The sequence below is a fragment of the Acholeplasma equirhinis genome (assembly GCF_017052655.1).
In the GTDB taxonomy this organism is placed as follows: Bacteria; Bacillota_I; Bacilli_A; order Acholeplasmatales; family Acholeplasmataceae; genus Acholeplasma; species Acholeplasma equirhinis.
In genome coordinates, this window is the sequence record NZ_JAFIDC010000001.1 from 446,227 (window position 1) to 472,027 (window position 25,801).

The following is a 25,801-nucleotide window of genomic DNA, read 5'->3' on the forward strand; positions in this document are numbered from 1 at the left end:
GGTGAGACCTATGTTAATTAACCAATCCATGATATATACAGAAAATCAAACTGTTACCAAAGCAAAGGCAACAGTTATTATTACGCACGGAATTGCATTACACTCTGTTTATTATAGAAAACTAGCAGACTTATTAAATGAAGGTGGCTACAACGTTGTATTATATGATGTTCGTGGTCATGGAAAATCCCAAGGTAAAAGAGGGGATATTAAGTCTGTTTTTAATTTCACAGATGATTTATATCAATTAGTTTTAGACACTAAGAAGAGTTTTGATTTACCAGTTTATCTATTAGGACATTCGATGGGTGGCATCATTACGAATTTATATTCGACTTTACATGATGATTATGATGGATCGATTATTCTTGCAAGTCCAACTGAACCAACAAGTTTAGGACCATTCAATGTAATTCCATATCAACTATTTGGTTTCTTGAAATTTAAAACGGATTTTAATGATGATCGATTATCACATTTTCCACCTTCAGATAATTTAGATCCTTATGCACTCAAATATTTCACTTTAAGATTAACTGGAAATATCATGAGAACTGGTATTAAATTATTAAATAAAAATGTCGATAAAATAAAAAAACCAATACTTATTGTGCATGGCACGGAAGATAAGTTGGTTGATTATTCACAAAGCCAAAATTTCATGAAGAAATTGGGCAATATTGATAAGACTTTAAAGTTAATTGATGGTGGTTATCATAATTTACAGCACGATACTGTGACTGAAGAAGTTGCTCAAACAATTATTGATTGGTTAAATAAACAAGTTAAAAAATAACATTAAAAAAAGATGCTTACAGCATCTTTTATTTTTTATCATCTAATGATTTTTTCTTTTGACCAATTTTATTTTCGGTACCATTCATCAAACGGATGAAGTTTTTCTTATGCTTATAAATAACAAATGCTACAAGTAAAGTTACAAGTGATAAATTAATTACTTGAGCTTGATATGTGAGTATCAGATTTTGACTTGGAATCCAGGCTTCTGGAATCAATACTGAAATCCACATCATAACACCAACCATGAATGTTGCAACAACCGAACCGATTGACACATATTTTGTTGTAAATGCGACTAAGAAGAAGATTGCAATACCAAGTAATCCAACGATTGGATTTAGTGCGATAATTGCACCAACACCAGTAGCAACTGCTTTTCCACCTTTAAAGCCAATATATATAGAAAAGATATGTCCAATTGCAGATGCAGCACCATATAATACCACGATATCAAACGTTAAACCACCGAGTTCAATTAAGTTCAACTCTGGAAAACCTAGTATATATCTTGCGATTACGATTGGAAGTGCACCTTTAATTGAATCGAGAATAAATACAGGTATACCATATTTTGGTCCTAAGACCCTAATAACATTCGTTGAACCAACATTTTTTGAACCGTGGTCTCTAATGTCAATATTCTTAAATACTTTTGGAATAATAAACCCAAATGGGATTGATCCAATTAAATATGAAATAACTAACGCGATTAAAATATATAAAAATTGCATAATTCTCTTACCTCGAAACTCATTATAACATATAATTATGATTTATAATCATATTGCACAAATTGTTAAAATAGCACATTATTGTTGACAGTGCTAATCAAATAAGATACAATGATATTGGCACAAAACAATGGTGAGTGCTAAAAGGTGGGATAATATGCTGACTTCACGTCAAAAACTGATTCTAAAGGCAATTATTGAAATATATCAAGAAACAGCAGAACCTGTAGGATCAAAAACACTGATGAATCTTCCTTATTTAGATTTTTCAAGTGCAACTTTGCGATATGATATGGCATTACTTGAAGAATTAGGTTATTTAGAAAAAACGCATACTTCATCAGGTAGAGTACCTTCTGATAAAGGTTATAGATATTATGTAGATAATCTAGTAACAAGAGACTCAGAAGTTGCAAAAGTATTTCCATTAGTTGATGAAATATTTGCGAAAAACACATTGGCTCGTGATAAAGCGGTGCAAGAAGCACTCAATTTATTGAGTGAAATTACTAAATATACAGCTGTTGCAGTTGGACCTGACAGTAATGAAGCTAAAATTAAACGCATTGATTTTATCCCATTATCTGATTCAGATGCAGTGATCTTAATCGTAACTGATCAAGGTCATGTGCAACATCAACAAATTCATTTATCGGGTAATTCATCCGTATCTGAATTGAAAGAAGTTATAAAAACACTTGATGATTTATTAAAAGACAGATTATTAAATGAAGCGATTGAGATTCTTAAGAGTGAACAAGCAACCCAAGAACTCAATGCATTTATGACGTATCAAGCCCAAATTATTGATTCTTTTATTCAAGCATTTAGTAAATTTGCATCAGATTCATTCTATTTATCTGGTATGACGAATGTGTTTGAACAACCAGAATTTAATAATGTGAATCATATTAAAAAATTCATGGATATGATGGAAAGAAGAGAAATTGTCAAACTAATTGGTAATGAAGATGGATTATCAATTAGATTCTCATCCGATATGGAAATTATTCCTATGGATCAAATGACAATTGTCTCGGTTCCCTATCAAATCAGTAATGAAGAAAAAGGAACAATCGCATTACTAGGTCCATCACGTATGGCATACAAGAAAGTCATTCCATTATTGGAATATATTGCAGCCAATTTGGCAAAATTATATAAAAAAGATGAGGAGTAGTGATTAAATTGGCAGAAAATCAAGATATTAAAGATGAGAAGCTTACTCAAGAAAACACTTCAAAAAAAGCAAAAAAATCAAAATTAGAAGCTAAGATTGAAGAATTAGAAGCTCAACTTAAAGAAGCTAATGACAAATATTTAAGAACTTTAGCAGATGCAGAAAATTTTAAAAAGCGAATTGATCAAGAAAGAATTATTGATCGCAAATACGCAGCAAGTAACTTTGCAATGGAATTACTTGTTCCATATGAACAGTTTTCTAAAATAGTAGAATTTAACACCGATAACGATATGTTAAAAAACTTCTTAATTGGTTTCAAAATGATTAAAGATCAATTTGAACAAGTTTTAGAAAAAGAAGGTGTGAAAGAAATTAAAGCATTAGGTGAACAATTTGATGCAAAAGCACATTATGCAATTGAAAAAACATCTGATAAAGAAAAACCAAATGGAACAGTTTTAGAAGTATTACAAAAAGGATATATGTTTAAAGATAGAATATTACGACCAGCCATGGTTAAAGTTAACGAATGGAGTGATGAAAATGGCGAAGACAAATAAAATTATTGGTATTGACTTAGGTACTACAAACTCATGTGTTTCCGTAATGGAAGGATCAGAAGTAAAAGTAATTACAAATGCTGAAGGTGGTAGAACTACACCATCTATCGTTGCATTTAAAGGTGATGAGGTTTTAGTTGGAGAAATCGCTAAACGTCAAATGATTACTAACCCAAATACGATTTACAGTATTAAACGTCATATGGGTGATATGAATTACACAGTTGACATTAACGGTAAAAAATACACACCACAACAAATTTCAGCATTCATTTTACAAAATTTAAAGAAAACAGCTGAAGATTATTTAGGTGCAACTGTAACAGATGCAGTTATTACAGTTCCTGCATATTTCAACGATGCGCAACGTCAAGCAACTAAAGATGCTGGTACAATTGCTGGTTTAAATGTTAGAAGAATTATTAACGAACCAACGGCATCAGCTTTAGCATATGGTATTGATAAAACTGAAAAAGAACAGACTATCTTAGTCTTTGACTTAGGTGGTGGTACATTCGACGTATCAATCTTACATTTAGCTGATGGTACATTTGAAGTTGTATCAACTGCAGGTGACAACCGTTTAGGTGGAGATGACTTCGATGAAAAAGTATATCGTTATCTTGCAGAAGAATTCAAAAAAGAACAAGGTGTTGACTTATTACAAGACAAAATGGCTTTACAACGCTTAAGAGATGCTGCTGAAAAAGCTAAGAAAGAATTATCTTCAGCGACAACAACAACAATTTCTCTACCATTTATTACGATGGGAGCTGCTGGTCCATTACACTTAGAACAAACTCTAACACGTGCTAAATTCAATGAGATCACTAAAGATTTAGTTGATCGCTGTTTAGGTCCAGTGCGTCGTGCATTACAAGATGCTAAATTAACAAACAATGATATCCATCAAGTATTATTGGTTGGTGGTTCTACACGTATTCCAGCTGTTCAAGAATTAGTTATTAAAGAATTTGGTAAGGAACCAAATAGATCAGTAAACCCTGATGAAGTTGTTGCTATGGGTGCTGCAATTCAAGGTGCTGTCTTAGCGGGTGATGTTAAAGATGTCTTATTATTAGACGTTACACCATTATCACTTGGTATTGAAACTTTAGGTGGTGTATTTACTAAATTAATCGAAAGAAATACAACAATTCCTACATCAAAATCTCAAGTATTCTCAACTGCATCAGATAATCAACCAGCTGTTGATATTCACGTTTTACAAGGTGAAAGACCAATGGCTCAAGATAATAAGACTTTAGGTAGATTCCAATTAACAGATATTCCACCTGCTCCACGTGGTATTCCTCAAATTGAAGTTACATTTGATATTGATGCGAATGGTATTGTCTCTGTACGTGCTAAAGATTTAGGTACAAATAAAGAACAAAAGATTACAATTAGCGGTAATGGTGGATTATCTAAAGAAGAAATCGAAAAGATGATCAAACAAGCTGAAGAAAATAAAGAAGCGGATGAAAAACGTAAAGAAGAAGCTGATTTACGTAATGAATCAGATAATATCATCTTCTCAGCTAAAAAAGCAATTGAAGATTTAGGTCAAGAAGTAACTGAAGATGAAAAATCACAAGTTGAATCAGCAATTTCTTCATTAGAAGAAGCATTAAAAGGTTCAGATTTAGATGATATCAGAGCTAAAAAAGATGAACTTGTCAAAGCTAGCCAATCAATTGCTATTAAAGCTTATGAAAAAGTAAACAAAGATAAAGGTCAATCTAATGACAACGGTGACAACACTGTTGACGCTGAATTTACTGACAAAAACTAACAATAAGCAGGGTTAAATGCCCTGCTTCATCCTATATGAAATAAAGGTGTGGTATTATGGCACAACAAAAACGAGATTATTATGAAGTGCTTGGTATATCCAAGACTGCTTCAACTGAAGAAATAAAAAAAGCATATCGACAGCTTGCGAAGAAATATCACCCAGATGTGAATAAAGAACCAGATGCTGAAGCCAAATTCAAGGAAGTACAAGAAGCTTACGATGTGTTAAATGACCCACAAAAACGAAGCCAATATGACCAATTTGGACATGCTGGTGCACAAGGAGATCCATTTGGAGGCTTTGGTGGTTTTGGTGGTGCAGGAGGATTTGGTGGCTTTGAAGATATCATCAATTCATTCTTTGGTGGCGGTGGTAGACAACAACGCCGTGAAAAGAGTCAAGGTGATGATATTCAAATGCGCATGACAATTGATTTCATGGAAGCTGTTCTAGGTACTAAAAAAGCAGTTGAAGTTGAATTAACTGAAGATTGTCATCATTGCCATGGTACCGGTGCAGAATCAAGTAAAGATGTTGATGTATGTAGTCGTTGTCATGGTGCAGGATATATTAATGTAGATCAACGCACTATTTTAGGTACTATGCGTACACAAACTGTATGTCCTCAATGTCAAGGTAAAGGTCAAACTATTAAAAATAAATGTCATGTTTGTTCAGGTTCAGGCCGTACAAGAACTAAGAAAAATGTAGATGTTAAAATCCCTGCTGGCGTAGATGATGGTATGACACTTCGTGTACCAGGTTATGGCCATGGAGGTAAAAAAGGTGCAGAATCAGGTGACCTTTACATCACTTTCAAGGTGAAACCACATAAAATCTTCAAACGTGAAAAAAATGAAATTGTTCTGGATTTACCAATTACATTTGCCCAAGCTGCACTTGGAGATAAGGTAGAAGTTCCAACAATTTATGGAAAAGTTGACTTATCGATACCAGCGGGTATTCAATCAGGAACTGTTTTAAGACTTAAAGATAAAGGTATTCAAGATGTTCGTTCTGGTAGAAAAGGTGATCAACATGTAGTTGTACAAGTTGAAACACCGAAGAACTTATCTTCAGAGGAACGTAAGATTTTTGAACAACTTGGTAAGTTAGACGGAAACAGAAAAAAAACAACTTGGGAAAAATTTAAAGAATTTTTTACAAATTAAGAGGCCTAGCCTCTTTTTTTTAGTATAATAAAGTAAGAGGTGAAGTCAATGATTTTAGTAAAACATCACAACGAAGGAAACTATGAACCATTCTTTTATTATGCCTTAGAACATTACATTTTAAATGAGCTTTTAAAAGGTGATGAAACATACTTTTTTACATGGCGTTTAAAAGGTATTATTTCAGGTAAAAATCAAGTAATTGAAAATGAAGTGAACTTTCCATATGTCAAGGAACATGGTATCAAAGTATTTAGAAGACCAACCGGTGGTGGATCAGTTTATGCAGATGAAAACAACACCATGTTTACCATTATTACAAAGCGATCTCCTGAAGGATTTTCATTCAAAAAATATCTTGGAAAAATCATCGATGCATTTAAAAAACTAGGTGTAAATCTTGAATTCAGTGGTAGAAATGATATTCTTTTAGATGGAAAAAAAGTATCAGGAAATGCCTTTTTACAAAATAAAAATGGTATGCTAATGCATGGCACTATGATGTATGATTTAGACATTGAGACAATGGTTAGAGCACTTAACCCACCAGATGAAAAACTAATTTCAAAAGGTATTGAATCAGTTCGTTCAAGAGTGAATAACTTAAAGCCATATCTAAATGGTATGTCACATGATGCGTTGATAGAATATCTTGAAAATGAATTAACAGACGAAGTCTATGAATTGAGCGAAGCTGAAGTTGAAAAACTTTGGAAGGATGCACAATACTATATGACAGATGAGTTTTTATATCAAATTCAACCACCGTTTACTCAAGTCCTAAAGAAGAGATTTTCGTGGGGTGGATTTGAATTAAAATTAGACATCAAAGAAGGTATCATTGAACATGCAAAAATTCACGGTGACTTTTTTGAATTGCAAGATTTAAAACCATTTGAAGATGCTTTAGTTGGTCAAAAATACACATTTAAATTCTTAGAAAAAGTATGTGAAAATCACCCTATTTCTGAGTATATTCTAGGATCTATTGACCAAGATTTGATTGATTTGTTTAAAGATGCATTTTTAAATGTCTAATTAAGTACTAAGCATTGACTTATAAATAACATTTATATATAATAAAGCAGGTTGAGGTGATTTTATGAAGCTAATCGTTAAAGAACTAGAAAAACTGACCTCAATTGAAGAAACTTTAAATCTTAACAGTTTCTTAAATGAGTCTGTAGATTTAATCGAATTAAAGGATGTTTTAGTCCGTGGTAAAATTCTTAAATCATTTGAAGAAGTTAAATTAAACTTAGCAGTAAACTTAACAGTCATTCAAAAATGTGCAAGAACTTTATTACCTGTAACTTATCCATTAGAGTTTGAAACGGAAATTATCTACTCAAAAGATGATAAAACGTATGATTATTATTTAAGTGATACGATTGACTTAGATCAAATCATATTTGCTGAAATTCTCTTGGAAAAAGAACCTTTTGTTTATCATGAATCTGCAAAAGATTATATTGATGAATCTGAAGGCAGTGGGCATCCTGCTTTTCAAGCGTTAAAAATAGATACCAAATAGGAGGTGAATTGCATGGGTGCAATTTTTAGAAGACACAGTAAAGGATCTAAAGGTCGTCGTCGTTCTCACTATAAGTTAAAGACTCCAACAATCGTTGTTGATCCACAAACTGGTGAATTCACATTACCACACCGCGTTACACCAAACAGCGGATATTACAAAGGTCAATTAGTTTTAGAAAAGAAAAATAAAGAAACTAAATAAACCTTTTAAGAAAGAGCACGAATGAAGTGCTTTTTTCTTTGGTATAATAGTTATGAGGTAAATATGGAACATTTTTCAGTCTTACTACAAGAATCAATTGAAAATTTAAATATTAAAAAAGATGGCATTTATGTCGACTTAACATTAGGCGGTGGTGGTCACTCCTTTGAAATTCTCAAAAGACTTAAGACTGGTCACCTTTATGCATTTGACCAAGACTTATACGCCATTTCACGTGCAGAAGAACGTTTAAAAGCATTCAAGAATAAAACGATTATTCACGCTAACTTCAAAGAAATGAAGTCAAAGTTGTTGGAATTAGGTGTTACTAAAGTCGATGGTATATTAATGGATCTTGGATTATCATCTTTCCAAATTGATGATGAGACAAGAGGTTTTTCATATCTTAAAGATCATGAACTTGATATGAGAATGGATAGAACGTTAACATTTACTGCAAAAGATGTTGTAAATAATTACAGTTTAGAAGATTTAACACGTATTTTTAGAGAATACGGCGAAGAGAAAAATGCATATCAAATTGCCAAAATGATTATAAAAAGACGTCCACTAGAAACGACATTTGATTTAGTTAAGATTACAGATATCGTGAATCGGGATTCTAAAGGTCATTCAGCTAAACGTGTGTTCCAGGCATTAAGAATTGAAGTTAACCAAGAATTAGAAGTATTAAAAACAGTGCTTTCCCAATCATTGAAGTTTTTAAAACCTGGTGGTCGACTTGCATGTATCACATTCCATTCACTTGAAGATAAAATCGTAAAACATTTCATGAAAACAAATAGTGAAATAAATCTCCCTAAAAATGTTGATATTAGAAATGTACCAAAACCACCTTTAAATCTTGTTTCTAGAAAGGGTATCGACCCTTCAAAAGAAGAACTTGAATTAAATAAAAGAAGCCACTCCGCAAAACTTAGAGTGGCTGAAAAATCATAATTTTTTCTTTGAACCAGTAACGAGTATTCTTACAGATTCAATATCATAATGTTTGAATACAGGATGTGATTTAATCGCATCATACATTTCTGGATAATCAAGTTCAGAAATTGTAATTTTACCGTGTTCATCTTTTGTTGCAAGATGAAGATGAGAGTTTTGATCGTGATAAGGGTTATCTTTACCTAAATCATAGTATTTAACACCATCAATATCAAATTCAATAATGAGTCCATTTTCTAAAAAGAATTCTAAATTATTATAAAGGGTTGAGACGTTTTTGAAGCCCTTTTTTATTAGTTCATTTTGAAGTTCCTTAAAAGTCAAATGACGATTTACAAGTATTTCAAGGAGAGCTTTTCTTGCTTTAGTGAAGCGATTTCCTTCAGAAAGGATTTCATTTTTCTTCATAACCGTCCTCCTTTAAATCAGAGTAAGTATTAAAATGTTTTGACATCACGGAATGTACATAATCTTTTGTAAGTGTTAGTGACTCTTTACTTGTTTGCCCAATGATTGGAGTGATTGGATCTAAAACATGCATTTCTAACCAAGGTTTTTTCTTAATATATTTGAATAATCCCTTAGGTTTTTTATAAATATAAACAATTGGTAAGATTTTACTATCTGTATCAACAGCAAAGCGGAATGCACCAGATAAAAATTTACGAATACCTACATGGTAAGGTTTTATCGCAGCTTCAGGCATGACAAGTACTGGTGTTTTTTTTGAAAGTTCAGTCTTAAGTTCACCTAAGAATCTAATCATATGATCTTTAGTTTCAGGAATTGGAATACCACCAGCAACACGTAAGATTTTACCAACAACAGGTAAACCTAAATTTGATTGTAACATCGTAACATAGATTTTTTTAGGGAAAATAGCAGCACCAATCCATACTGCATCCATGACATGCATATGATTTGAAACAAGTATAAATCTATCTTTTTTAAGATGTTTGAAATTTTTCTTTCCCCTTATTTTGAGGCCTCTAAAAACTTTCCCGTATATGAAAAAGACAAATATTTTAATCAACAAGACAACAAAAAAAGACAACATTTTAAAAAATGGATTATGGTTAAAGAAATTATAATCTTTTTTTAGTTCTACAGGTTTCGCAGAAATTGTTTGATAGTCGTGTTCTACGCGGTTTTGATTATTTTTATCCACTGTCTATTCCCTCGAAGATTATTTATATAAATTATACCATTATTTATAATTTGATTGATATAAATATTGTAAGAAAAATACGTAGATTTACTTTACTAATAAGTAAAGTTAACTTACATGTTATAATAAATTAGGGTGAAATTATGGTTTTAGTCTATGGTGGTACGTTCAATCCGCCTACAAAAGCACATTTTGAAATCGTCGAACAATTAAAATTAACGTTTAAACCAGAAAAGATTATTATTGTTCCTGTAGGTAATTCATATACATGGAAACAAGGACTCGTTTCATTTAAACATCGTTTTACAATGCTTCAAAATATGTTTGAAAATGATGAAGCTATTTTAATTTCCGATGCAGAAGATAAACCAGATTTTAAAGGTACTTATGCATTATTAGAAGAGTTAAGTAAAACATATCAAGAGATATATTTTGTCTTAGGCACAGATAATTTAATTAATTTAGATAAATGGATTAATTATGAAAAATTATTAAAGGAATTTGGGTTTGTAGTTATCTCAAGACGTAAATACCTTGCTGATTATACAATTTTCGAAAGATTCCAAACACCATATTATAAATTTTATTTTGATAGTGACATATCAAGTTCTAGAATTAGAAGAGAATTTCACAAATATAAAACCGATCTTAAAGAAGAAGTTCTAAACTACATTGAAAAAGAGAAACTTTATCAAGGAGAAAACTTATGACACAACACGGATATTTAAAAGTTGCACTTACAACACCAAAAATTACCGTTGGTAATCCAAAATTAAATGTAAAACCAATTGTTGATTTATTAAATCAATCAAAGGCTGCTTTAACATTGTTACCTGAGCTATGTGTTGCAGGTTATTCTTCAGGAGATCTCTTTTATCAAAAATCTTATATTGATGAAACTTTAGAAGCACTTCAAGAAATTATTACAAAAACTACTTATCAAGGTGTTTATGTACTTGGTTTTCCTGCTAAAATTCAAGACGTTTTATATAATGTTGCAGCAGTAATTCAACAAGGTAAAATTAAAGGTTTAATACCTAAATATTTCTTACCGAATACAAAAGAGTTTTATGAAAAACGTTGGTTCCAATCAGGATTCCAATCTCATTTTAATGAAGTGAATATTCTAGGTCAAAAGGTACCATTTGGTCGAATGATCTTTAGTGATATAAATGCTGATATTTCATTTGGTGTAGAAATATGTCAGGATATGTGGGCTATACAAACACCTGGTGATGAATTAGCACTTGCTGGTGCGCATTTAATGTTAAATTTATCTGCATCAACTGAATATGTTGGTAAACCAGATATTAGAAGAATGACAGTATTAGATGCGTCAAGAAAACAACAAGGTGCATATCTTTATACATCAAGTGGTCCATATGAATCAACAACTGATGTTATTTTTTCAGCCCATAAACTTGCAGCAAGTTTAGGGGAACTCATTGCTGAATCTGACCTTTTTGAAACAAACGAATTTTTATATGTTGATGTAGATATTGAAGCTATTAGATATCAAAGAAGAATGGATGCTACTTTCCGTGACGAACAACTTTTCCAACATGTTTCAATTCCAAAAATTGAAGTTATTTTTTTAGAGACAAATGATTATAAATTTGAAAAAGATTTAGAGCAATTACCATTTATTCCTAAAGATGAGGAAGGTTTAAGACTTGCGAATGAACTTCAAATTAGAGGTTTATTAGGTAAGTTAAGAAGTTTGAAAACTGCAAAAATCGTCGTTGGTATTTCAGGTGGCTTAGATAGTGCACTAGCACTTTTAGTTGCACATCAAGCGATGAAACGTTTAGGACGTGATACTAAAGATATCATTGCTGTTACTTTACCAACTAAAATTACATCACATGCTACAAAAAGTGATGCAATCAATTTAATGGAAGGTATCGGTGTTACAGCACTTGAGGTTCCAATTGAAAAAGATGTTGAAACACACCTTAAAGGGTTAGAGCATGACGGGTCTAAAGATATTACATATGAAAACGTCCAAGCAAGAATTAGAACACTATATTTAATGAATTTAGCAAATCAATACAATGGTTTTGTTTTAGGGACTGGTGACATGAGTGAGATTGCACTTGGATGGATGACATTCAATGGTGATCATATGAGTATGTATAATGTCAATGCAGGTATTACAAAAACACTCGTGCAAGCATTAATTGATTATCATAGCAAAAATGATTATAAGGACGTTGGAAAGACACTTCAAAATATTTTAGGTCGTCCAATTTCACCCGAGCTTAAAGAAGGCCAATCAACAGAAGATAGTATTGGTAAATATTTAATAAATGATTTTATCCTTTATCATTTCTTAGTGAGTGGTGCAGGATTAAATAAGTGTGCTTGGTTAGTTGAAAGAGCATTTAATTTAAGTAAAGAGGAATCTATGAAATATTCAGAAAGATTCTTCGATAGATTTTTCTCTCAACAATATAAACGCCAAGTGATGCCAGAAGGACCAAAAGTTTTACAAGTATCTTTATCACCAAGAGGTGAATTAAGATTACCTTCTGAAATGAAAAGAAAGTAAGTAGTTATATGGAAAACAAAAAGAAAAAAGTATTAGTGGGTTTATCTGGTGGGGTTGATTCATCAGTTGCTGCACTGCTTTTACTACGTCAAGGTTATGATGTAGAAGCAGTGTTTATGCGAAACTGGGATTCTGCAACCAATATGGATTTTAGAGGCAATCCGACCTTATATGATGAAACCTGCGAACAAGAAAAAGATTATCAAGATGCTAAAAAGGTTGCTGACCATTTAGGCATTACCTTACATAGAGTTGACTTCATTCATGAATATTGGGATCGTGTTTTCTCTTATTTTATTGATGAATACAATAAAAATAGAACACCGAATCCTGATGTCTTATGTAACAATGAAATTAAATTTAAAGCATTTGTTGATTATTCAGTAAAATTTAATCCAGATTATATTGCTATGGGACATTATGCACAAATTGATCATAGCGGTAAATATCCAAGATTATTAAGAGCACATGATAACAATAAAGATCAAACATATTTCTTATCACAACTGCGTGAAGATCAATTAAAGAATGTGTTATTCCCAATTGGGCACTTAGATAAGAAAGAAGTTAGAAAACTTGCAGAAGAAGCAGGTTTAATCACTGCAATGAAAAAAGATTCAACAGGTATCTGTTTCATTGGTGAAAGACATTTTAATGAATTTTTATCAAACTATTTACCCGCTAAAGCTGGTGATATGAGAAGACTTGATGGCACATACATCAAGCCACATTATGGTTTAATGAACTACACAATCGGACAAAGAAAAGGTTTAGGTATTGGTGGATCTCATGAATCAACTGATGCCTGGTTTGTAGTAGGTAAAGATTTATTAACAAATACACTTTTTGTTGAACCTGGATTTGAACATCCATATGCCTACAGTGATTCTGCGATAATTACAGATGTTGTTTGGCGTGGTGAAAAAAGAAGTGGTAAATTTACAGCTAAATTTAGATATCGTCAACCAGACCAAGATATTGAATTAACTTGGTTAGATGATCATACAATTCGTGTCGATTATCCACAAAAAATCAGAGCAGTGACACCTGGACAAGTCTGTGCAATTTATGATGGTGAAGAATGTGTTGGTTCAGGTTTTATTCATGAAGTATACTCACAAGGGGAAAAACGTCTTTACAGCTAATGAGTGAAAAAGTAAAAGGTTATATCAAATCATATATATATAGAAACGATGAAAATGGATATGTCATCGCAAAACTCGAAACCGACAATAAGGAGAATTTAACTATTGTCGGTTATTTTCCATTGCTTAACGAAGAAATTATGTATGAATTTACAGGTGAACTCACTAATCATATTAAATATGGTAAACAATTTAAAGTTGAAAGTTGGGAACGTTTAGTTGATACAACAGAAAGTGGATTAGTTCGTTATTTATCAAGCGATGATTTTTCAGGCATTGGTCCAAAAACAGCAGAAAAAATCGTTGATTTATTAGGTATGGATGCAGTTAAATTAATTATTGAAGATGCAGATGTGTTAGCACCAATTTTAAATCCTATCAAACGTGTATCTTTGAGAAAAACATTAATTGAAAAAGAAAACGAATATCGTACATATGTCGCATTAAACGAATATGAATTATCTCAAAGAATTATTCGAAAACTTTACACACAATATGGTAATCAAACGTTAGATATTATCAATCAAGATCCATTTAGATTAATGTATGAAGTTGATCGTATAGGTTTTATTAAAGCAGCAGGTATTGCTGAAAAAATTGGTATACCAAAAGATGATATCAGAACAGTGAAGGCTGCAATCACACATATCTTAAAAACAACAGCAGCATCTGAAGGTAATCTTTATGTTGATTACGATGAATTAAAATTAAAAACAGACAAGCTTTTAAATTTAGAGTTAGATTATAAAGAAGCAATAGAAGATTTAATTTCAGAAAAAAGAATTATTGAAGAAAATGGAAACTATTTCTTAAAATCAATTCACTGGACTGAAATAGAAATTGCTAAAAAAGTACGTAACTTTATTCAAAAAGAAAAGAGAAACTTGGATAAAGATTTACTTGACTTATTACTTACACAGATTGCAATTCAAAAGAGCATTGATTATACTGAACGTCAAAGAGAAGCCATTTTAGAAGCAATGGTCAATCCTATCTCAATTATTACAGGTGGACCGGGTACAGGTAAAACAACTTTAATCGATGGTTTACTATCTCTTTATGCAAGTTATCATAAGATTAATCTTAAAAACCCTGACGCAAGAGATCAAATTGCATTAATGGCACCTACCGGGCGTGCTGCAAAAAGAATGAAAGAAATACTTAAATTTGAAGCAAGAACAATTCATTCACATTTAGGTATCTATGATTTAGAAAATAACAGTATGCAATATGGTCACTTAATTCAAGATTTAATCATTGTTGACGAAGCATCAATGATTGATATCTTCTTAGCAGAACGTTTAATTTCTGCGATTCATGATGATGCACAAATCATTATTGTTGGTGATGAAGATCAATTACCTTCTGTAGGTCCTGGTAATGTTCTAGCAGATTTAATTGCTAGCAATCAAATTCCAGTAATCAGATTAAATGAAATCCATCGTCAAGCGAAAGATTCACACATTATCAAACTCGCTAGAGAAGTTAATAACCAAAACTTAACAAATGAAGAATTTATTTCACACCAAGATGTCATTTTTTATAATGGTGATGCTGCAACAATTAAACGTGTGATCATTAATCAAATTAAAGGTGCGATTGAAAAAGGTTATGACTTAATCGAAGATATTCAAGTATTAATTCCTCAATATAAAGGTGATCTTGGAATTGATGTTATGAATCATGAAATTCAGAAAAATTTCAATAAGAATTATCAAAAAGGTGTATCAGTCACCTATGGTGATAAAACGTATTATGAAGGTGATAAAGTAATTCAACTCTTAAACGATAATGAGAAACACATCATGAATGGTGATATTGGTGTTGTGGAAAAAATCTTTAAAAATGAAAAAGGTTTACCCGTGTTACAAATTAAATTTGATGAAACAGTTGTATTTTATGAACAATCTGATTTAGAGAATTTAAATTTAGCTTATGTCATTTCAATTCATAAATCTCAAGGTTCAGAGTATAAAATTGTATTCTTACCAATTATGAGAAGTTACTTACATATGTTAAAAAAAGAACTTATTTATACAGCGATTACGCGTGCTAAGAAATTCTTATTTATCATGGGTGATATGAATCTATTAAAATATGCTGCAAATCAACTCGTTGAAACAAGAAGAACTAAATTAAAAGATCGTTTATTAATTAAAGATAATTCAATCTTTGATTTAGATGTTGAAGAAGATTTAGAAGATGAAGATCCAACAGCTGGATTAAGTCCATATGACTTTATGAACTAAGAAAGGAATTTTAACTTGAAATTATTTGAATTCATTAAAATGTTTTATAAAAATTCCGAAAAAGACACCTTCCAAAGAAGTAGAGATATTAGTCCAAAAATACGTAAAATTATCGTGTACTTAATCTATATATTTACAATTGCTGGAGTTATTTTATTAGCATTTCAGTTATGGGTTCCAAGTATATTCTTATTTATCCTTATTCCTTACTACATTTACATTTCAAAATTTAGTTTGATATATTATCTTTATCAATATAAGTTATATCAATCAAATTATGGTATTTATCAAAGTCTTATCAAACAAGAAAGATTAGAGAACAATTTAGTAAAAGAAATAACTAGTTACTTCAAATTGAAATCTGGTAATTATAAAGTCACATTAATTCATGGTTATAGCTTTTCTCATGTGAAAATGTCTATTTATAGAGATAAGGGTAAAAAGATGTTTAAATTAATCATTCTTCCTAAAAAAGCATACTTAAAATATGATCAAAAAACTATTATATTTAATTCTAAATATGATCAAACAACAAAGTTCTATGATGATCTCATAATTGAAATGAATAAATCTTAAACAAAAAAGGCACTTTAAGTGCCTTTTATTTTAGATTATTTTGAATGTGAGAATAACCAATCAAGTAAACCTTCAGTTTCGTAAGCTCTATGCCATGAAGGATGACCTGTGTCATTATACTCAGTATATCTAACAGGTGCTCCCATTTCCATTAAAACTTTCGCACCATCTCTAAATGGTACATAGCTTACGGTTGTATCATCACTTGAATGGAATAACCACATTGGTGTTTTCTTATATGTTTCAAGTTGAGTGATATCAAGTGTACCGCAAATTGGAATAACTGCCGCAAACATATCTGGATATCTTGTAATGTAATCCATAATACCAGATCCACCCATTGAAATACCACCCATGTAAACATGGTGTTTATCAATTGGATAACGTTTAAAAAGTTCGTTTTCTAAGAAATCATTAAAGATTAACTGAATTGGTGTTGGCTGATTTGTTGCATAACGATAGGTACCTTTAAAGACATCTTCTAAAGGCATCCATCTTTGTTCGGTTGGAACTTGAGGTGCAATGATAATTGTTTCTTTTCCATATACTGGATGTTCAATAATCATTTTTGCTATTTTAGCGTGATACATAATAGGTTTTAGACCATCTTCACCACGTTCTCCTGAACCATGCATAAAGATGAAAAGTTTATATTTATCTCGTTTTTCTTGAGGTATATAAACTGTGTATTGCAGTTTTTGTCCAATTGCTGGATTATCATAAGATTCTAATTTCATTATATCGACTAAGTTCATGCGTATACTCCTAATATTTTTATATTTAGATCGATTGAGTTTTTAAGTGTTTGTAACAACTCTTTTAAGTTTTTTGATTGAAGATTTAATTCTAAGAAGAAGTGATATGTACCAATTTTATCTTTTTTAGGTCGAGACATAATTGAGGAGAGGTTGATGTTGTGTTTTGCGAAAGTCCCAAGTAGGTTATAAAGTAAACCTGGTCTATCAACATTCGGTGAAAGTACCAATAAGACTTTTAAATTTTTTTCAACTCTTTCTTCCCATAATTTTTTCTCGATTAAAACAAATCGTGTTTGATTTGTTAGTTCATCTTCAATATGATTGATTACGAGTTGATGTTTATTTGAAACTAAATGGGTTGGAACAACAGCTGCAGTTTTTTTCGGATTCTTTAGATGAAGATTTAATGATTGAACGTTTGAATCTGTAATAACAAATTTCAAATGTTTAAATTGATGGAAGAAGTTTAAACATTGGTTTTGAGTTTTAAACTGCACATAAACTGTCTCTATCTCATCCATTGAAACTTCATTTGATACAAGTGAAAATGTGATAGGAATTGAGAGTTCTTTATTAATATAATAATGTTCATTTGAGTTCAATAAATCTAACGTTCGTTGAATGTATCCATCAATTGAATTTTCTAGTGGAAGCACTAAATAATCCGTTTCTTTAAATTTTTCAAAACAAAAATCAATACTTGGTTCAAAAAGGATCTTAGCATCCATATTTAAGACTTTTAATAATTTTTTAGTTGCAATTTCTGAGTATGTTCCTGCAGGACCTAGTGTGACAACCTTTTTCAAGTATTTTCTCCTTAAGATATAAATCTTAAAACTAATTAAACTATTCATATTGTAACATAATTTAAGATAATGATGTATTATGTATACTAAAATTTCGAATTCGAAATATAATGTAACTATACAAGAAAGTGAGGTTTTAATATGATGAAAGTTAAAGGTATCCATCACATCTCAGCAATAAGTGGACATGCACAAGAAAATGTAGATTTCTACAGTTCTTTTTTATCACTTAAAATGGCTGTTAAAACACTCAATTTTGATCAATATAACATTTATCATTTATATTATACAAATGGTAATTACGATTTAGGTTCAGGTTTAACTTATTTTCCATGGAAGAGTCACTATAAACAAGGAGAAGTTGGTGCCGGTCAAGTTACAACAGTTATTGTATCTATTCCAAAAGGTTCAATGAATTTTTGGATGAATCGATTAAATAAATTTATGATCCCTTATGATTTATTAAAAAGATTTGGAGAAACTAGAATACATTTTAGAGATCAACATGGACTTGCAATTGAACTTGTAGAATCTGATTTAAAAGTAGAAAACATTTATACATTTAATGGTGTTGAAAAAGAATCAGCAATCACAGGTATTTATGGTGCATTATTAAGCAGTAATGATTTTGAAAAAACAAGTGAATTTTTAGAAGATGTTCTAGGGTTAGAAAAGTTAGTTGAAGATTCAGTTTATATAAGATACCAAGGTTCAAATGAGATTGGTAAATATATAGAATTATCAAAACTTACACTTCCTCAAGGTATTTCTGGAAAAGGAACATATCATCATATTGCATTTGAAGTCTCAGAACCATTAGAAGTTTGGCATCAATATCTAACATCTAAAGGTATTGAAGTTACAGAAATAAAAGATAGACATTTTTTCAAATCCATCTATATGAGAGAACCAGGTGGTATCATGATAGAACTCGCAGCAACTGGCCCAGGATTTGAGAAATCTGATACAAATAATCCAGAACTTTATATCCCAGAACAATTTAAACAATATGAAGCACAAGTTAAAAGTGAATTGTTCCCATTGTTTATTAGAGAAGTCGATCGACTACAAAACTATACTTATCAAAATTTAGAAGAATTCAATACATTTGATAGTCATCAGAAATTGCTTTCTGAAATTAATAGACTTGCAAGAAAATCAAAATCAGAAGGTTTAACTGAAGAAGAAACAATTTATCGAAATGAACTTAGACGTAAGTATGTAGAAAGTATCACTGGGATGATTGTTCAAAATCTTGAAAATGTAAAAGTTGAAGATGAGAATAAGGAATTCCAACAATTAAAACGTAAGAAAGTTTCGCAGAAAGAGTAATAAAGAAAAGCTCTTTTTATCAAAATGATAAAATAAAATGCGAAGGGGAAATGAATATGAATTATAAAGAAGAACTTAAATCAATGACCATTCTATTTAAAGCATTTCAATCAGTTGAAGCTTTCGCTAAAAAAGATATTGCTAAATATGGAATGAATCCAACTGAATTTGCTGCACTAGAAGCACTGTATCATAAAGGTAGACTACCTGTCCAAGGTATGTGTCAAAAAGTACTTATTGCAAACTCTTCAATGACTTATGTACTTGATAAGCTTCAAGAGAAGAAATTAATCGAAAGAATTCAAGATTCTACAGATAAACGTACATTTTATGTTGAACTGACAGGATCTGGAAAAAAACTTGCTGATGATATTTTCCCTAAACATTATGAAGTTATGAGACAAGTCTTTGAAGTACTTACTGCCGAAGAAAAGAAAATGCTTGGTGAACTCCTTAAAAAAGTAGGATTCAATGCATTGGATATGGCGGATAGTATCGAATGATTCACTATTTTGAAAAAGGTAGTAACGATAAGTTAATGATTCTTTTCCACGGAACTGGTGGAGATGAATATGATTTAGTACCACTTGCCAAAATGATTGATAAAGATGCATCAATCTTAAGTTTAAGAGGTAATGTATCAGAAGGTGGTATGTTTAGATTCTTTAGAAGATATCCAAATGGTACATTTGATTATGAGAATATTGATCATGAAATCAAAGTGATTTCTAATTTTCTAAAAGATACTTATCAAAAATATCATATTGATGAACTTAAAAAAATAGGACTTGGATTTTCCAATGGTGCGAATATGATTCAAAGTATCATTCAAGAGGAAAATGGTGTTTTTGATTCGGCAATACTATTAAGTCCTGTGTATGTAAATGATAAAAAAGATTTTATTGATCTTAAGAACTTACCAATTTATTTATCCACTTCACAATTTGATAGTTTTACAACGGTAGATAAAACACTAAAGTTAGAAGCAGCATTAAAAGAAGCACACGCTAAATTAAAAATGGTTTGGCATCAAAATGGACATACCATTCCACAAAGTGTGTTAAAAGACTTAATTATTTGGTATCAAGAATTATGAGCGTCTTTTAGACGCTTTTAGTTTATAATAGAGTAGAGAAATTAAATGAAATGAGTTGAGTATTATGGTAAAAGAAGTATCTGCTGGAGCGATTGTCTACACAAAAACAGAAGATGGTAAAACATTATATCTTTTAATTCAGCATAAACTAGGTGGTCATTTTTCATTCCCAAAAGGGCATATTGAAAAGAATGAATCTGTGATTGATACTGCTAAAAGAGAAGTATATGAAGAAACTGGTATTATGTTTGACTTTGTTTCAGACAAAATGAAAGTGAATACATATTTGATGCCAAATGGTGTATATAAAGATGTTTACTATTTTTTAGGAAAAGCAATTAGTACAAAAATCACTAAACAAGATAGTGAAGTAGCAGTTGCTGGATGGTATACAAAAGACCAAGTATTTAAATACTTAACATATGATAACGATAAAAAAATATTTATTCAGCTTGCGGGGAAGGTAGAGAATTAATATGCGTATTCATATTATAGGGGATTCGACTGCAGCACCAAAACAATTACATGCAAGACCAGAAACCGGATGGGGTGAAAAGTTTTACTTATTCTTTAATGAAGAAGTAGAAATTTTAAATCATGCATTTAATGGTAAATCAACACGCTCTTTCATTGCAGAAAAAAGATTTGAAGAAGTGATGCGTGTGATTCAAAAAGGTGATGTATTAATTATGCAATTTGGGCATAATGATTCAAAAATAGAAGATCCTTTAAGGTATGCAGATCCATATGATGCATACCCGAAAAAATTAGAATTTATGATTAAAGAAACGAAAGAAAAAGGTGCATTTCCGATTGTTTTATCATCTGTTTCTAGAAGACACTTTAAATCTAAACATAGAGTTAACAAAAAGAATGTAATTGTTTATCCAATGATTGCAAAACAAGTGGCTAAACGTGAAAAAGTCGTTTTCTTCGATATCTTTAAGAAAACAAGAAAGCTTTATGAATATTTTGGATGGGATTTATCAAGAAAACTCTTCCTTCATATCCATAAAGCTGAACATAAAAATTATCCAGAAGGGATTTATGACGATACGCATTTTAATGATTTAGGTGCAATGGTTGTAGCAAGTCTTGTTGCAGAAGAATTGTATTTCACTAAACAAGACCATCCATTAAAAGACTATATATTAGTTGAAAACCTCATCAATAGAATCGACGTCAAACGTGCGATAAATGTATAAAAATTATAATGACGATAGCATTGCATTAAGCTATAAAACAAGTGACTTTGAAAAATTAACTGTTGAAAAACAACTAGAAGTTAAACAGAAGATGGTTGCTGATCTATTTGGTAAAGAAACTTTACCAATCATACCGAATCCAAAACCTAAACATTACAGACATAAAGCTGTTTTATCTGCAGTAAATGTCAAATTAACAAAGAATTTTCAAATTCGATTAGGTTTATATATTGAAGGTAGTAAGGAAATTAAACCAAGACTTGGACATTTCTTACATCATCCTGGTATTGATAAAATCTTTGAAGATGTCGAAAAGTTATTAATTAAATATAAGATGAGAGCTTATCATGAAAAAAGTGGTGAGGGCATCATTAAACATGTGATGATACGTAAGTCATATGCATTTAATGAATATATGGTTATTTTTGCAACTCAAGGGACACTTTTCCCAAATCATAAAGACTTCACAAAAGAACTTGTAAGTTTGCATCCTGAAATTAAAACAGTTATCCAAAATATCCATCGAAAAGATACGAAACTCATTCTTTTAGAAGAAGAAAAGATTTTTTATGGTCCAGGATATATTATTGATCAGATTGATGATTTGAGATTTCAAATTTCATCTAGGGCCTTTTATCAAGTAAATCCTGAACAAATGATGAATCTTTATCATAAATCATTGGAAATTGCACAAATCAATACTAAACAGCTTGTTCTTGATTGTTATTCAGGTATTGGTACAATAACTTTATTAGCAAGTAAACTTGCACACCATGTTTACGGATTTGAGATTAACGATGCGTCAGTCAAAGATGCTGTGAATAATAAAAAAATAAACGATATTAAGAATGTAACTTTTGTACAAGGTGATGTTGAAAACTTAATTGAGGCATTTGATAAACCAGTAGATTTATTAATCATGGACCCAACAAGAGAAGGTGCATCGCTTAAATTTAACCAAGCACTTTTAAAACTCATGCCAAATAAAATACTATATATTTCATGTGATCCTGTAACTCAAGCTAGAGACATTAAACAATTGTCGAAATTTTATCGAATTAAAACGGTTCAACCGGTTGACATGTTCACCTATACTCAACACGTTGAAAGTATCGTATTGCTTTCCCTAAAATAGAAATTTCACAGCCTTACAAAGCCATGAATAATTTTAAATTTCGAACGCAATTGGCTATATTCAACGCCTTTTGTCTGTATTGAAGTAACATAATATGTTTAGTTATACAATGTTGCATAGTTTGACTAAATATATAATAATTTCCATGCATCCTATAATCATTGTGTATGGATTAGTGCAAATGCATTTATATGAATTTATAAGTAAAGCAAATGCACAACCAATGAATTTATATGCATAGGGTTGTTCACATGTTGAAATAGTAAGTGAATGACCTTTAAATGTAGATAAAAAATGTTAATAAATATAGATTAATGCAATAAAATATAAATGATATGCAACTTATTAAGAAAAATAGGGAGTTGTCATGATACTAAAGGAAACAATACAGGCTTTGCAAGAAAAGAAAGAATGGGCGTTCAATGAAGTATGGTACGCATATTCCACTCTTATTTTTACTGTAATATATAAGATTACCAATGATATTAATGTTTCCGAAGAATTGCAGATGGACACATTCGTTTCTATTTTTAATGAGTGTACCAATTATCGTGGTGGTAATTTTAAATATTGGTGCTTAACTATTGCAAAAAATAAGGCTAATATGCATCTTAGGAAGATCATATCAGAAAAAAAAGCCTTGGAGAAATATAAAGAGAGTGAAGAACTTCGTCTTATAGATGAAGCAATCAACAAGAAAGAAGAAGAGTTATCAGACTATATTACTAATGAAATATATCGTATATTAGAGAAGGAAACTGCTGAAATCGTAATATTGCATTTATTAAAAAAAACAAAATTTAAGGATATCGCAAAGTTTAAGAAACAACCCGTAAATACTATCCTTAGTAAATATAAAAGAGCTATAGAAAAAGTTAGGAATGGAATTAAATTATGAAAAGTATAGATCAATCAATAAGACAAAAACATGATGAAAATCTACTTAATAAAGTAAAACAAAAACTGGAATTTAATACAGAAGTTCAATTAACAAAGAAAAAAACAGTTTTATTTTGGCCATCTATGGCAAGTGCATTTTTATCCATCATTATACTCGTGATTGCTATTGCATTTTATTTAGATACACAATTCCCCAAAAGTGGTATTGATACAAATCTAACTCCAGCCCAAAGCTATTTAGATGATATCAATGGTGTAATTGATTATATTGATAGTCCAATTTCAACCATGATATTTATTGAAGGTGAATTAACAAAGATTAGTATCTATTATGCAGTATATGATGATGGGGATTCTTACGTTAATCTTCTGTTATTTGATATTGTCTCATCAAATGAAATAATGTTGACGATCTCAATAAAGAGCAATGGTGAAACTGTTTTATCATATAATCATAGTTATAATAACCAATCTACAAGATTCTATTATGTGATTTTTAGTGAAGATGATATTAAAGTCCAAATTGATATAGATGATGAAAGTCAAATTCAAGAGTTTAATTTGGATCTATTTAATGAATATTTGAATAACATTTAAAATAATGCAATAAAAACAAAAGTACAAGCACCTTATTAAGTAGAATTACTTAAGAGGTGTTTTATTTTTCTACCTCAGAAAAGGAGAATAAAATGAAAAAAACATATGTACTGGTATTACTGGTTTTATTGGTTGCGTTTCTATCACAAAGCGTGGTATATGCAACAGATAATGAAAATGATTACCAAAAAGTGATTGAATTATCTAGAGAAAAATTAGGTAATCAAAGGATTACAGTTCAATTAATGGATGGTTTAAATTCATATGAAAGATTCTATTTAGCAGAAGGTGTTGAAAGCGGATACCTAATATACGATCGAGATAATGGTATATTTCTTGAATATTCTGCTGAAGACTCATCACCATTTGGAAATAGTATGGGAGATAAGAAATATATTGGACCAACTTATTATTATGTTGAAGTCAATAATGAACTGACTGATCTTGGAACAGGTAATAAAGTAGGAAGCGATGAAAAACAAAAATTAATTGCTATGGAAAATCAAATTAAAGAAAGCATTGCTGTAAATAAAGAACATAATTCAACAGAAGCAGAAAAATCAGGTTTAAATAAAAGAAATGCAGATCATAAACATGAAATTGATGACATTATGTCATCTGATTTGCCTGATTTCACAGAAGTAGAATATGCATTTTATTCATCATTGCAACATAAAGCATACTGTTCATGTGGAAACTATGTATTAAGAGCACATTTAGGTTTGGCCCAAGCTCCAGGAATGCCTATCTATTGTGCATCGTGTGGTTATGAAATGGATGATGGGGAATAGGTGGGTTAATATGACAAAAATCTCAAAAATCATAAAAGATATTTCAACACCAATTGTACTAATCCTCATTAGTGTTGTAGTATTTATGTTTTCTGAAATTGTAATATCCAGTCCTGGTATCGCACCAAGTGGTTTGGTGGGATGGAAGTTTATTTTTGGATTTCAAGCATCAATCGGATCTGTTGAGTACTCTACAAATAGCGTTACTGGATTTGGATTATCATTTGTGCTTTTATTGATACCAATATTTAGTTTGGCTGGAATCATTCTTCTTATTCTTGAATTGTTTGATATTGTTTTTCCATATTCAAGATTAGTGATTTTTATCTTATTTTTATTGGTTGGAATATTATGTTTTTTACCAATACAATTTGCAAATTATAATAGAGTAGTGGAAGATAGTTTCAGATTCATTAGACTGGATTCATCAGATTTGTATCTATATTTTGGTGGTTATATCAGTGGATTATTATCATTAATATCCGCTATTATGGTAGGATATAATATAATTATTCCAAAAAAATGATTATTACGAATAAAATTCCA

29 protein-coding genes are annotated in these 25,801 nt (G+C 30.7%); 24 read left to right on the forward strand and 5 right to left on the reverse strand.

What is annotated here, in order from left to right; genetic code table 11:
* Positions 1-10: 10 nt before the first annotated feature.
* A complete protein-coding gene (locus JV173_RS02055) occupies positions 11-796 on the forward strand; it encodes an alpha/beta fold hydrolase (RefSeq protein WP_205734631.1) in 786 nt (261 codons plus the stop codon).
* Positions 797-824: 28 nt separating this feature from the next.
* On the opposite strand, the gene plsY is transcribed toward JV173_RS02055, so the two are convergent.
* Positions 825-1,532: a glycerol-3-phosphate 1-O-acyltransferase PlsY gene (gene plsY / locus JV173_RS02060; RefSeq protein WP_205734632.1), complete on the reverse strand. Its 708-nt coding sequence runs from the start codon at positions 1,530-1,532 to the stop codon at positions 825-827.
* A gap of 157 nt (positions 1,533-1,689) precedes the next feature.
* On the opposite strand from plsY, the gene hrcA reads away from it, so the two are divergent.
* From hrcA to rsmH, 8 genes are all read left to right on the forward strand, one after another.
* Positions 1,690-2,712 (forward strand): heat-inducible transcriptional repressor HrcA, encoded by a 1,023-nt coding sequence (gene hrcA, locus JV173_RS02065; RefSeq protein ID WP_205734633.1) that lies wholly within the window; start codon positions 1,690-1,692, stop codon positions 2,710-2,712.
* 8 nt (positions 2,713-2,720) lie between these two features.
* The gene (gene grpE, locus JV173_RS02070; RefSeq protein WP_205734634.1) at positions 2,721-3,275 is read left to right on the forward strand and encodes a nucleotide exchange factor GrpE; all 555 of its coding nucleotides are present in this window, start codon (positions 2,721-2,723) and stop codon (positions 3,273-3,275) included.
* Positions 3,259-5,070, forward strand: coding sequence for a molecular chaperone DnaK (gene dnaK / locus JV173_RS02075; RefSeq protein WP_205734635.1), 1,812 nt, complete (start codon positions 3,259-3,261; stop codon positions 5,068-5,070). The genes grpE and dnaK overlap by 17 nt, the downstream gene beginning before the upstream one ends.
* 56 nt (positions 5,071-5,126) lie before the next feature.
* A complete protein-coding gene (gene dnaJ, locus JV173_RS02080; protein WP_205734636.1) occupies positions 5,127-6,245 on the forward strand; it encodes a molecular chaperone DnaJ in 1,119 nt (372 codons plus the stop codon).
* Between the two features lie 48 nt (positions 6,246-6,293).
* Positions 6,294-7,283, forward strand: a complete 990-nt coding sequence (gene lplA / locus JV173_RS02085) for a lipoate--protein ligase (protein ID WP_205734637.1) — start codon at positions 6,294-6,296, stop codon at positions 7,281-7,283.
* A 64-nt stretch (positions 7,284-7,347) separates the two neighbouring features.
* On the forward strand, positions 7,348-7,779 hold the full coding sequence (locus tag JV173_RS02090; RefSeq protein WP_205734638.1) for a YceD family protein: 432 nt from the start codon (positions 7,348-7,350) through the stop codon (positions 7,777-7,779).
* Positions 7,780-7,791: 12 nt separating this feature from the next.
* The gene (gene rpmF, locus JV173_RS02095) at positions 7,792-7,983 is read left to right on the forward strand and encodes a 50S ribosomal protein L32 (protein ID WP_045749276.1); all 192 of its coding nucleotides are present in this window, start codon (positions 7,792-7,794) and stop codon (positions 7,981-7,983) included.
* Between the two features lie 63 nt (positions 7,984-8,046).
* Positions 8,047-8,943 (forward strand): 16S rRNA (cytosine(1402)-N(4))-methyltransferase RsmH, encoded by an 897-nt coding sequence (gene rsmH / locus JV173_RS02100; protein WP_205734639.1) that lies wholly within the window; start codon positions 8,047-8,049, stop codon positions 8,941-8,943.
* On the opposite strand, the gene JV173_RS02105 is transcribed toward rsmH, so the two are convergent.
* Together JV173_RS02105 and JV173_RS02110 are read right to left on the reverse strand one after the other, a co-directional pair.
* Positions 8,938-9,354, reverse strand: coding sequence for a Fur family transcriptional regulator (locus JV173_RS02105; protein WP_205734640.1), 417 nt, complete (start codon positions 9,352-9,354; stop codon positions 8,938-8,940). The two genes, rsmH and JV173_RS02105, sit on opposite strands and share 6 nt — an antisense overlap.
* The gene (locus JV173_RS02110; protein ID WP_205734641.1) at positions 9,341-10,114 is read right to left on the reverse strand and encodes a lysophospholipid acyltransferase family protein; all 774 of its coding nucleotides are present in this window, start codon (positions 10,112-10,114) and stop codon (positions 9,341-9,343) included. Before JV173_RS02110 ends, JV173_RS02105 begins: the two co-directional genes overlap by 14 nt.
* A 143-nt stretch (positions 10,115-10,257) precedes the next feature.
* Here JV173_RS02110 and nadD point away from each other — a divergent pair, with 143 nt between their 5' ends.
* The 5 genes from nadD to JV173_RS02135 are packed head-to-tail and all read left to right on the forward strand — an operon-like array spanning position 10,258 to position 16,635.
* Positions 10,258-10,824, forward strand: a complete 567-nt coding sequence (gene nadD / locus JV173_RS02115; protein ID WP_205734642.1) for a nicotinate (nicotinamide) nucleotide adenylyltransferase — start codon at positions 10,258-10,260, stop codon at positions 10,822-10,824.
* On the forward strand, positions 10,821-12,665 hold the full coding sequence (locus JV173_RS02120; protein ID WP_205734643.1) for an NAD(+) synthase: 1,845 nt from the start codon (positions 10,821-10,823) through the stop codon (positions 12,663-12,665). The genes nadD and JV173_RS02120 overlap by 4 nt, the downstream gene beginning before the upstream one ends.
* A gap of 8 nt (positions 12,666-12,673) precedes the next feature.
* A complete protein-coding gene (mnmA, locus tag JV173_RS02125) occupies positions 12,674-13,810 on the forward strand; it encodes a tRNA 2-thiouridine(34) synthase MnmA (RefSeq protein WP_205734644.1) in 1,137 nt (378 codons plus the stop codon).
* A complete protein-coding gene (gene recD2, locus JV173_RS02130; RefSeq protein WP_205734645.1) occupies positions 13,810-16,059 on the forward strand; it encodes an SF1B family DNA helicase RecD2 in 2,250 nt (749 codons plus the stop codon). Before mnmA ends, recD2 begins: the two co-directional genes overlap by 1 nt.
* A gap of 39 nt (positions 16,060-16,098) precedes the next feature.
* Positions 16,099-16,635, forward strand: coding sequence for a hypothetical protein (locus JV173_RS02135; RefSeq protein WP_205734646.1), 537 nt, complete (start codon positions 16,099-16,101; stop codon positions 16,633-16,635).
* A 35-nt stretch (positions 16,636-16,670) separates the two neighbouring features.
* Here JV173_RS02135 and JV173_RS02140 read toward each other — a convergent pair whose 3' ends face one another.
* Both JV173_RS02140 and JV173_RS02145 read right to left on the reverse strand, forming a co-directional pair.
* Positions 16,671-17,390 carry a carboxylesterase family protein gene (locus JV173_RS02140; protein ID WP_205734647.1) on the reverse strand — a complete coding sequence of 240 codons (720 nt, stop codon included), beginning with the start codon at positions 17,388-17,390 and terminating at the stop codon, positions 16,671-16,673.
* Positions 17,387-18,199 (reverse strand): prephenate dehydratase, encoded by an 813-nt coding sequence (locus tag JV173_RS02145; protein WP_205734648.1) that lies wholly within the window; start codon positions 18,197-18,199, stop codon positions 17,387-17,389. The genes JV173_RS02140 and JV173_RS02145 overlap by 4 nt, the downstream gene beginning before the upstream one ends.
* 141 nt (positions 18,200-18,340) lie before the next feature.
* Between JV173_RS02145 and JV173_RS02150 the strand changes: the two genes are divergently transcribed.
* The 10 genes from JV173_RS02150 (at position 18,341) to JV173_RS02195 (ending at position 25,781) form a co-directional block, all read left to right on the forward strand.
* Positions 18,341-19,531, forward strand: a complete 1,191-nt coding sequence (locus JV173_RS02150; protein ID WP_205734649.1) for a VOC family protein — start codon at positions 18,341-18,343, stop codon at positions 19,529-19,531.
* Between the two features lie 56 nt (positions 19,532-19,587).
* The gene (locus JV173_RS02155; protein WP_205734650.1) at positions 19,588-20,034 is read left to right on the forward strand and encodes a MarR family winged helix-turn-helix transcriptional regulator; all 447 of its coding nucleotides are present in this window, start codon (positions 19,588-19,590) and stop codon (positions 20,032-20,034) included.
* Positions 20,031-20,627, forward strand: coding sequence for an alpha/beta hydrolase (locus JV173_RS02160; protein WP_205734651.1), 597 nt, complete (start codon positions 20,031-20,033; stop codon positions 20,625-20,627). The genes JV173_RS02155 and JV173_RS02160 overlap by 4 nt, the downstream gene beginning before the upstream one ends.
* 64 nt (positions 20,628-20,691) lie before the next feature.
* Positions 20,692-21,102, forward strand: coding sequence for a bis(5'-nucleosyl)-tetraphosphatase (locus JV173_RS02165; RefSeq protein ID WP_205734652.1), 411 nt, complete (start codon positions 20,692-20,694; stop codon positions 21,100-21,102).
* A gap of 1 nt (position 21,103) precedes the next feature.
* Positions 21,104-21,832 carry a rhamnogalacturonan acetylesterase gene (locus tag JV173_RS02170; RefSeq protein ID WP_205734653.1) on the forward strand — a complete coding sequence of 243 codons (729 nt, stop codon included), beginning with the start codon at positions 21,104-21,106 and terminating at the stop codon, positions 21,830-21,832.
* Entirely contained in the window at positions 21,825-22,967 is a 1,143-nt protein-coding gene (gene rlmD / locus JV173_RS02175) for a 23S rRNA (uracil(1939)-C(5))-methyltransferase RlmD (protein WP_205734654.1), read from the forward strand. The genes JV173_RS02170 and rlmD overlap by 8 nt, the downstream gene beginning before the upstream one ends.
* 367 nt (positions 22,968-23,334) lie before the next feature.
* Positions 23,335-23,865 carry an RNA polymerase sigma factor gene (locus tag JV173_RS02180; RefSeq protein ID WP_205734655.1) on the forward strand — a complete coding sequence of 177 codons (531 nt, stop codon included), beginning with the start codon at positions 23,335-23,337 and terminating at the stop codon, positions 23,863-23,865.
* Positions 23,862-24,464, forward strand: coding sequence for a hypothetical protein (locus JV173_RS02185; RefSeq protein ID WP_205734656.1), 603 nt, complete (start codon positions 23,862-23,864; stop codon positions 24,462-24,464). The genes JV173_RS02180 and JV173_RS02185 overlap by 4 nt, the downstream gene beginning before the upstream one ends.
* A gap of 92 nt (positions 24,465-24,556) precedes the next feature.
* The gene (locus JV173_RS02190; RefSeq protein ID WP_205734657.1) at positions 24,557-25,255 is read left to right on the forward strand and encodes a hypothetical protein; all 699 of its coding nucleotides are present in this window, start codon (positions 24,557-24,559) and stop codon (positions 25,253-25,255) included.
* A 10-nt stretch (positions 25,256-25,265) separates the two neighbouring features.
* Complete coding sequence (locus JV173_RS02195) at positions 25,266-25,781, forward strand: hypothetical protein (RefSeq protein WP_205734658.1); 516 nt, start codon at positions 25,266-25,268, stop codon at positions 25,779-25,781.
* Positions 25,782-25,801: the final 20 nt, after the last annotated feature.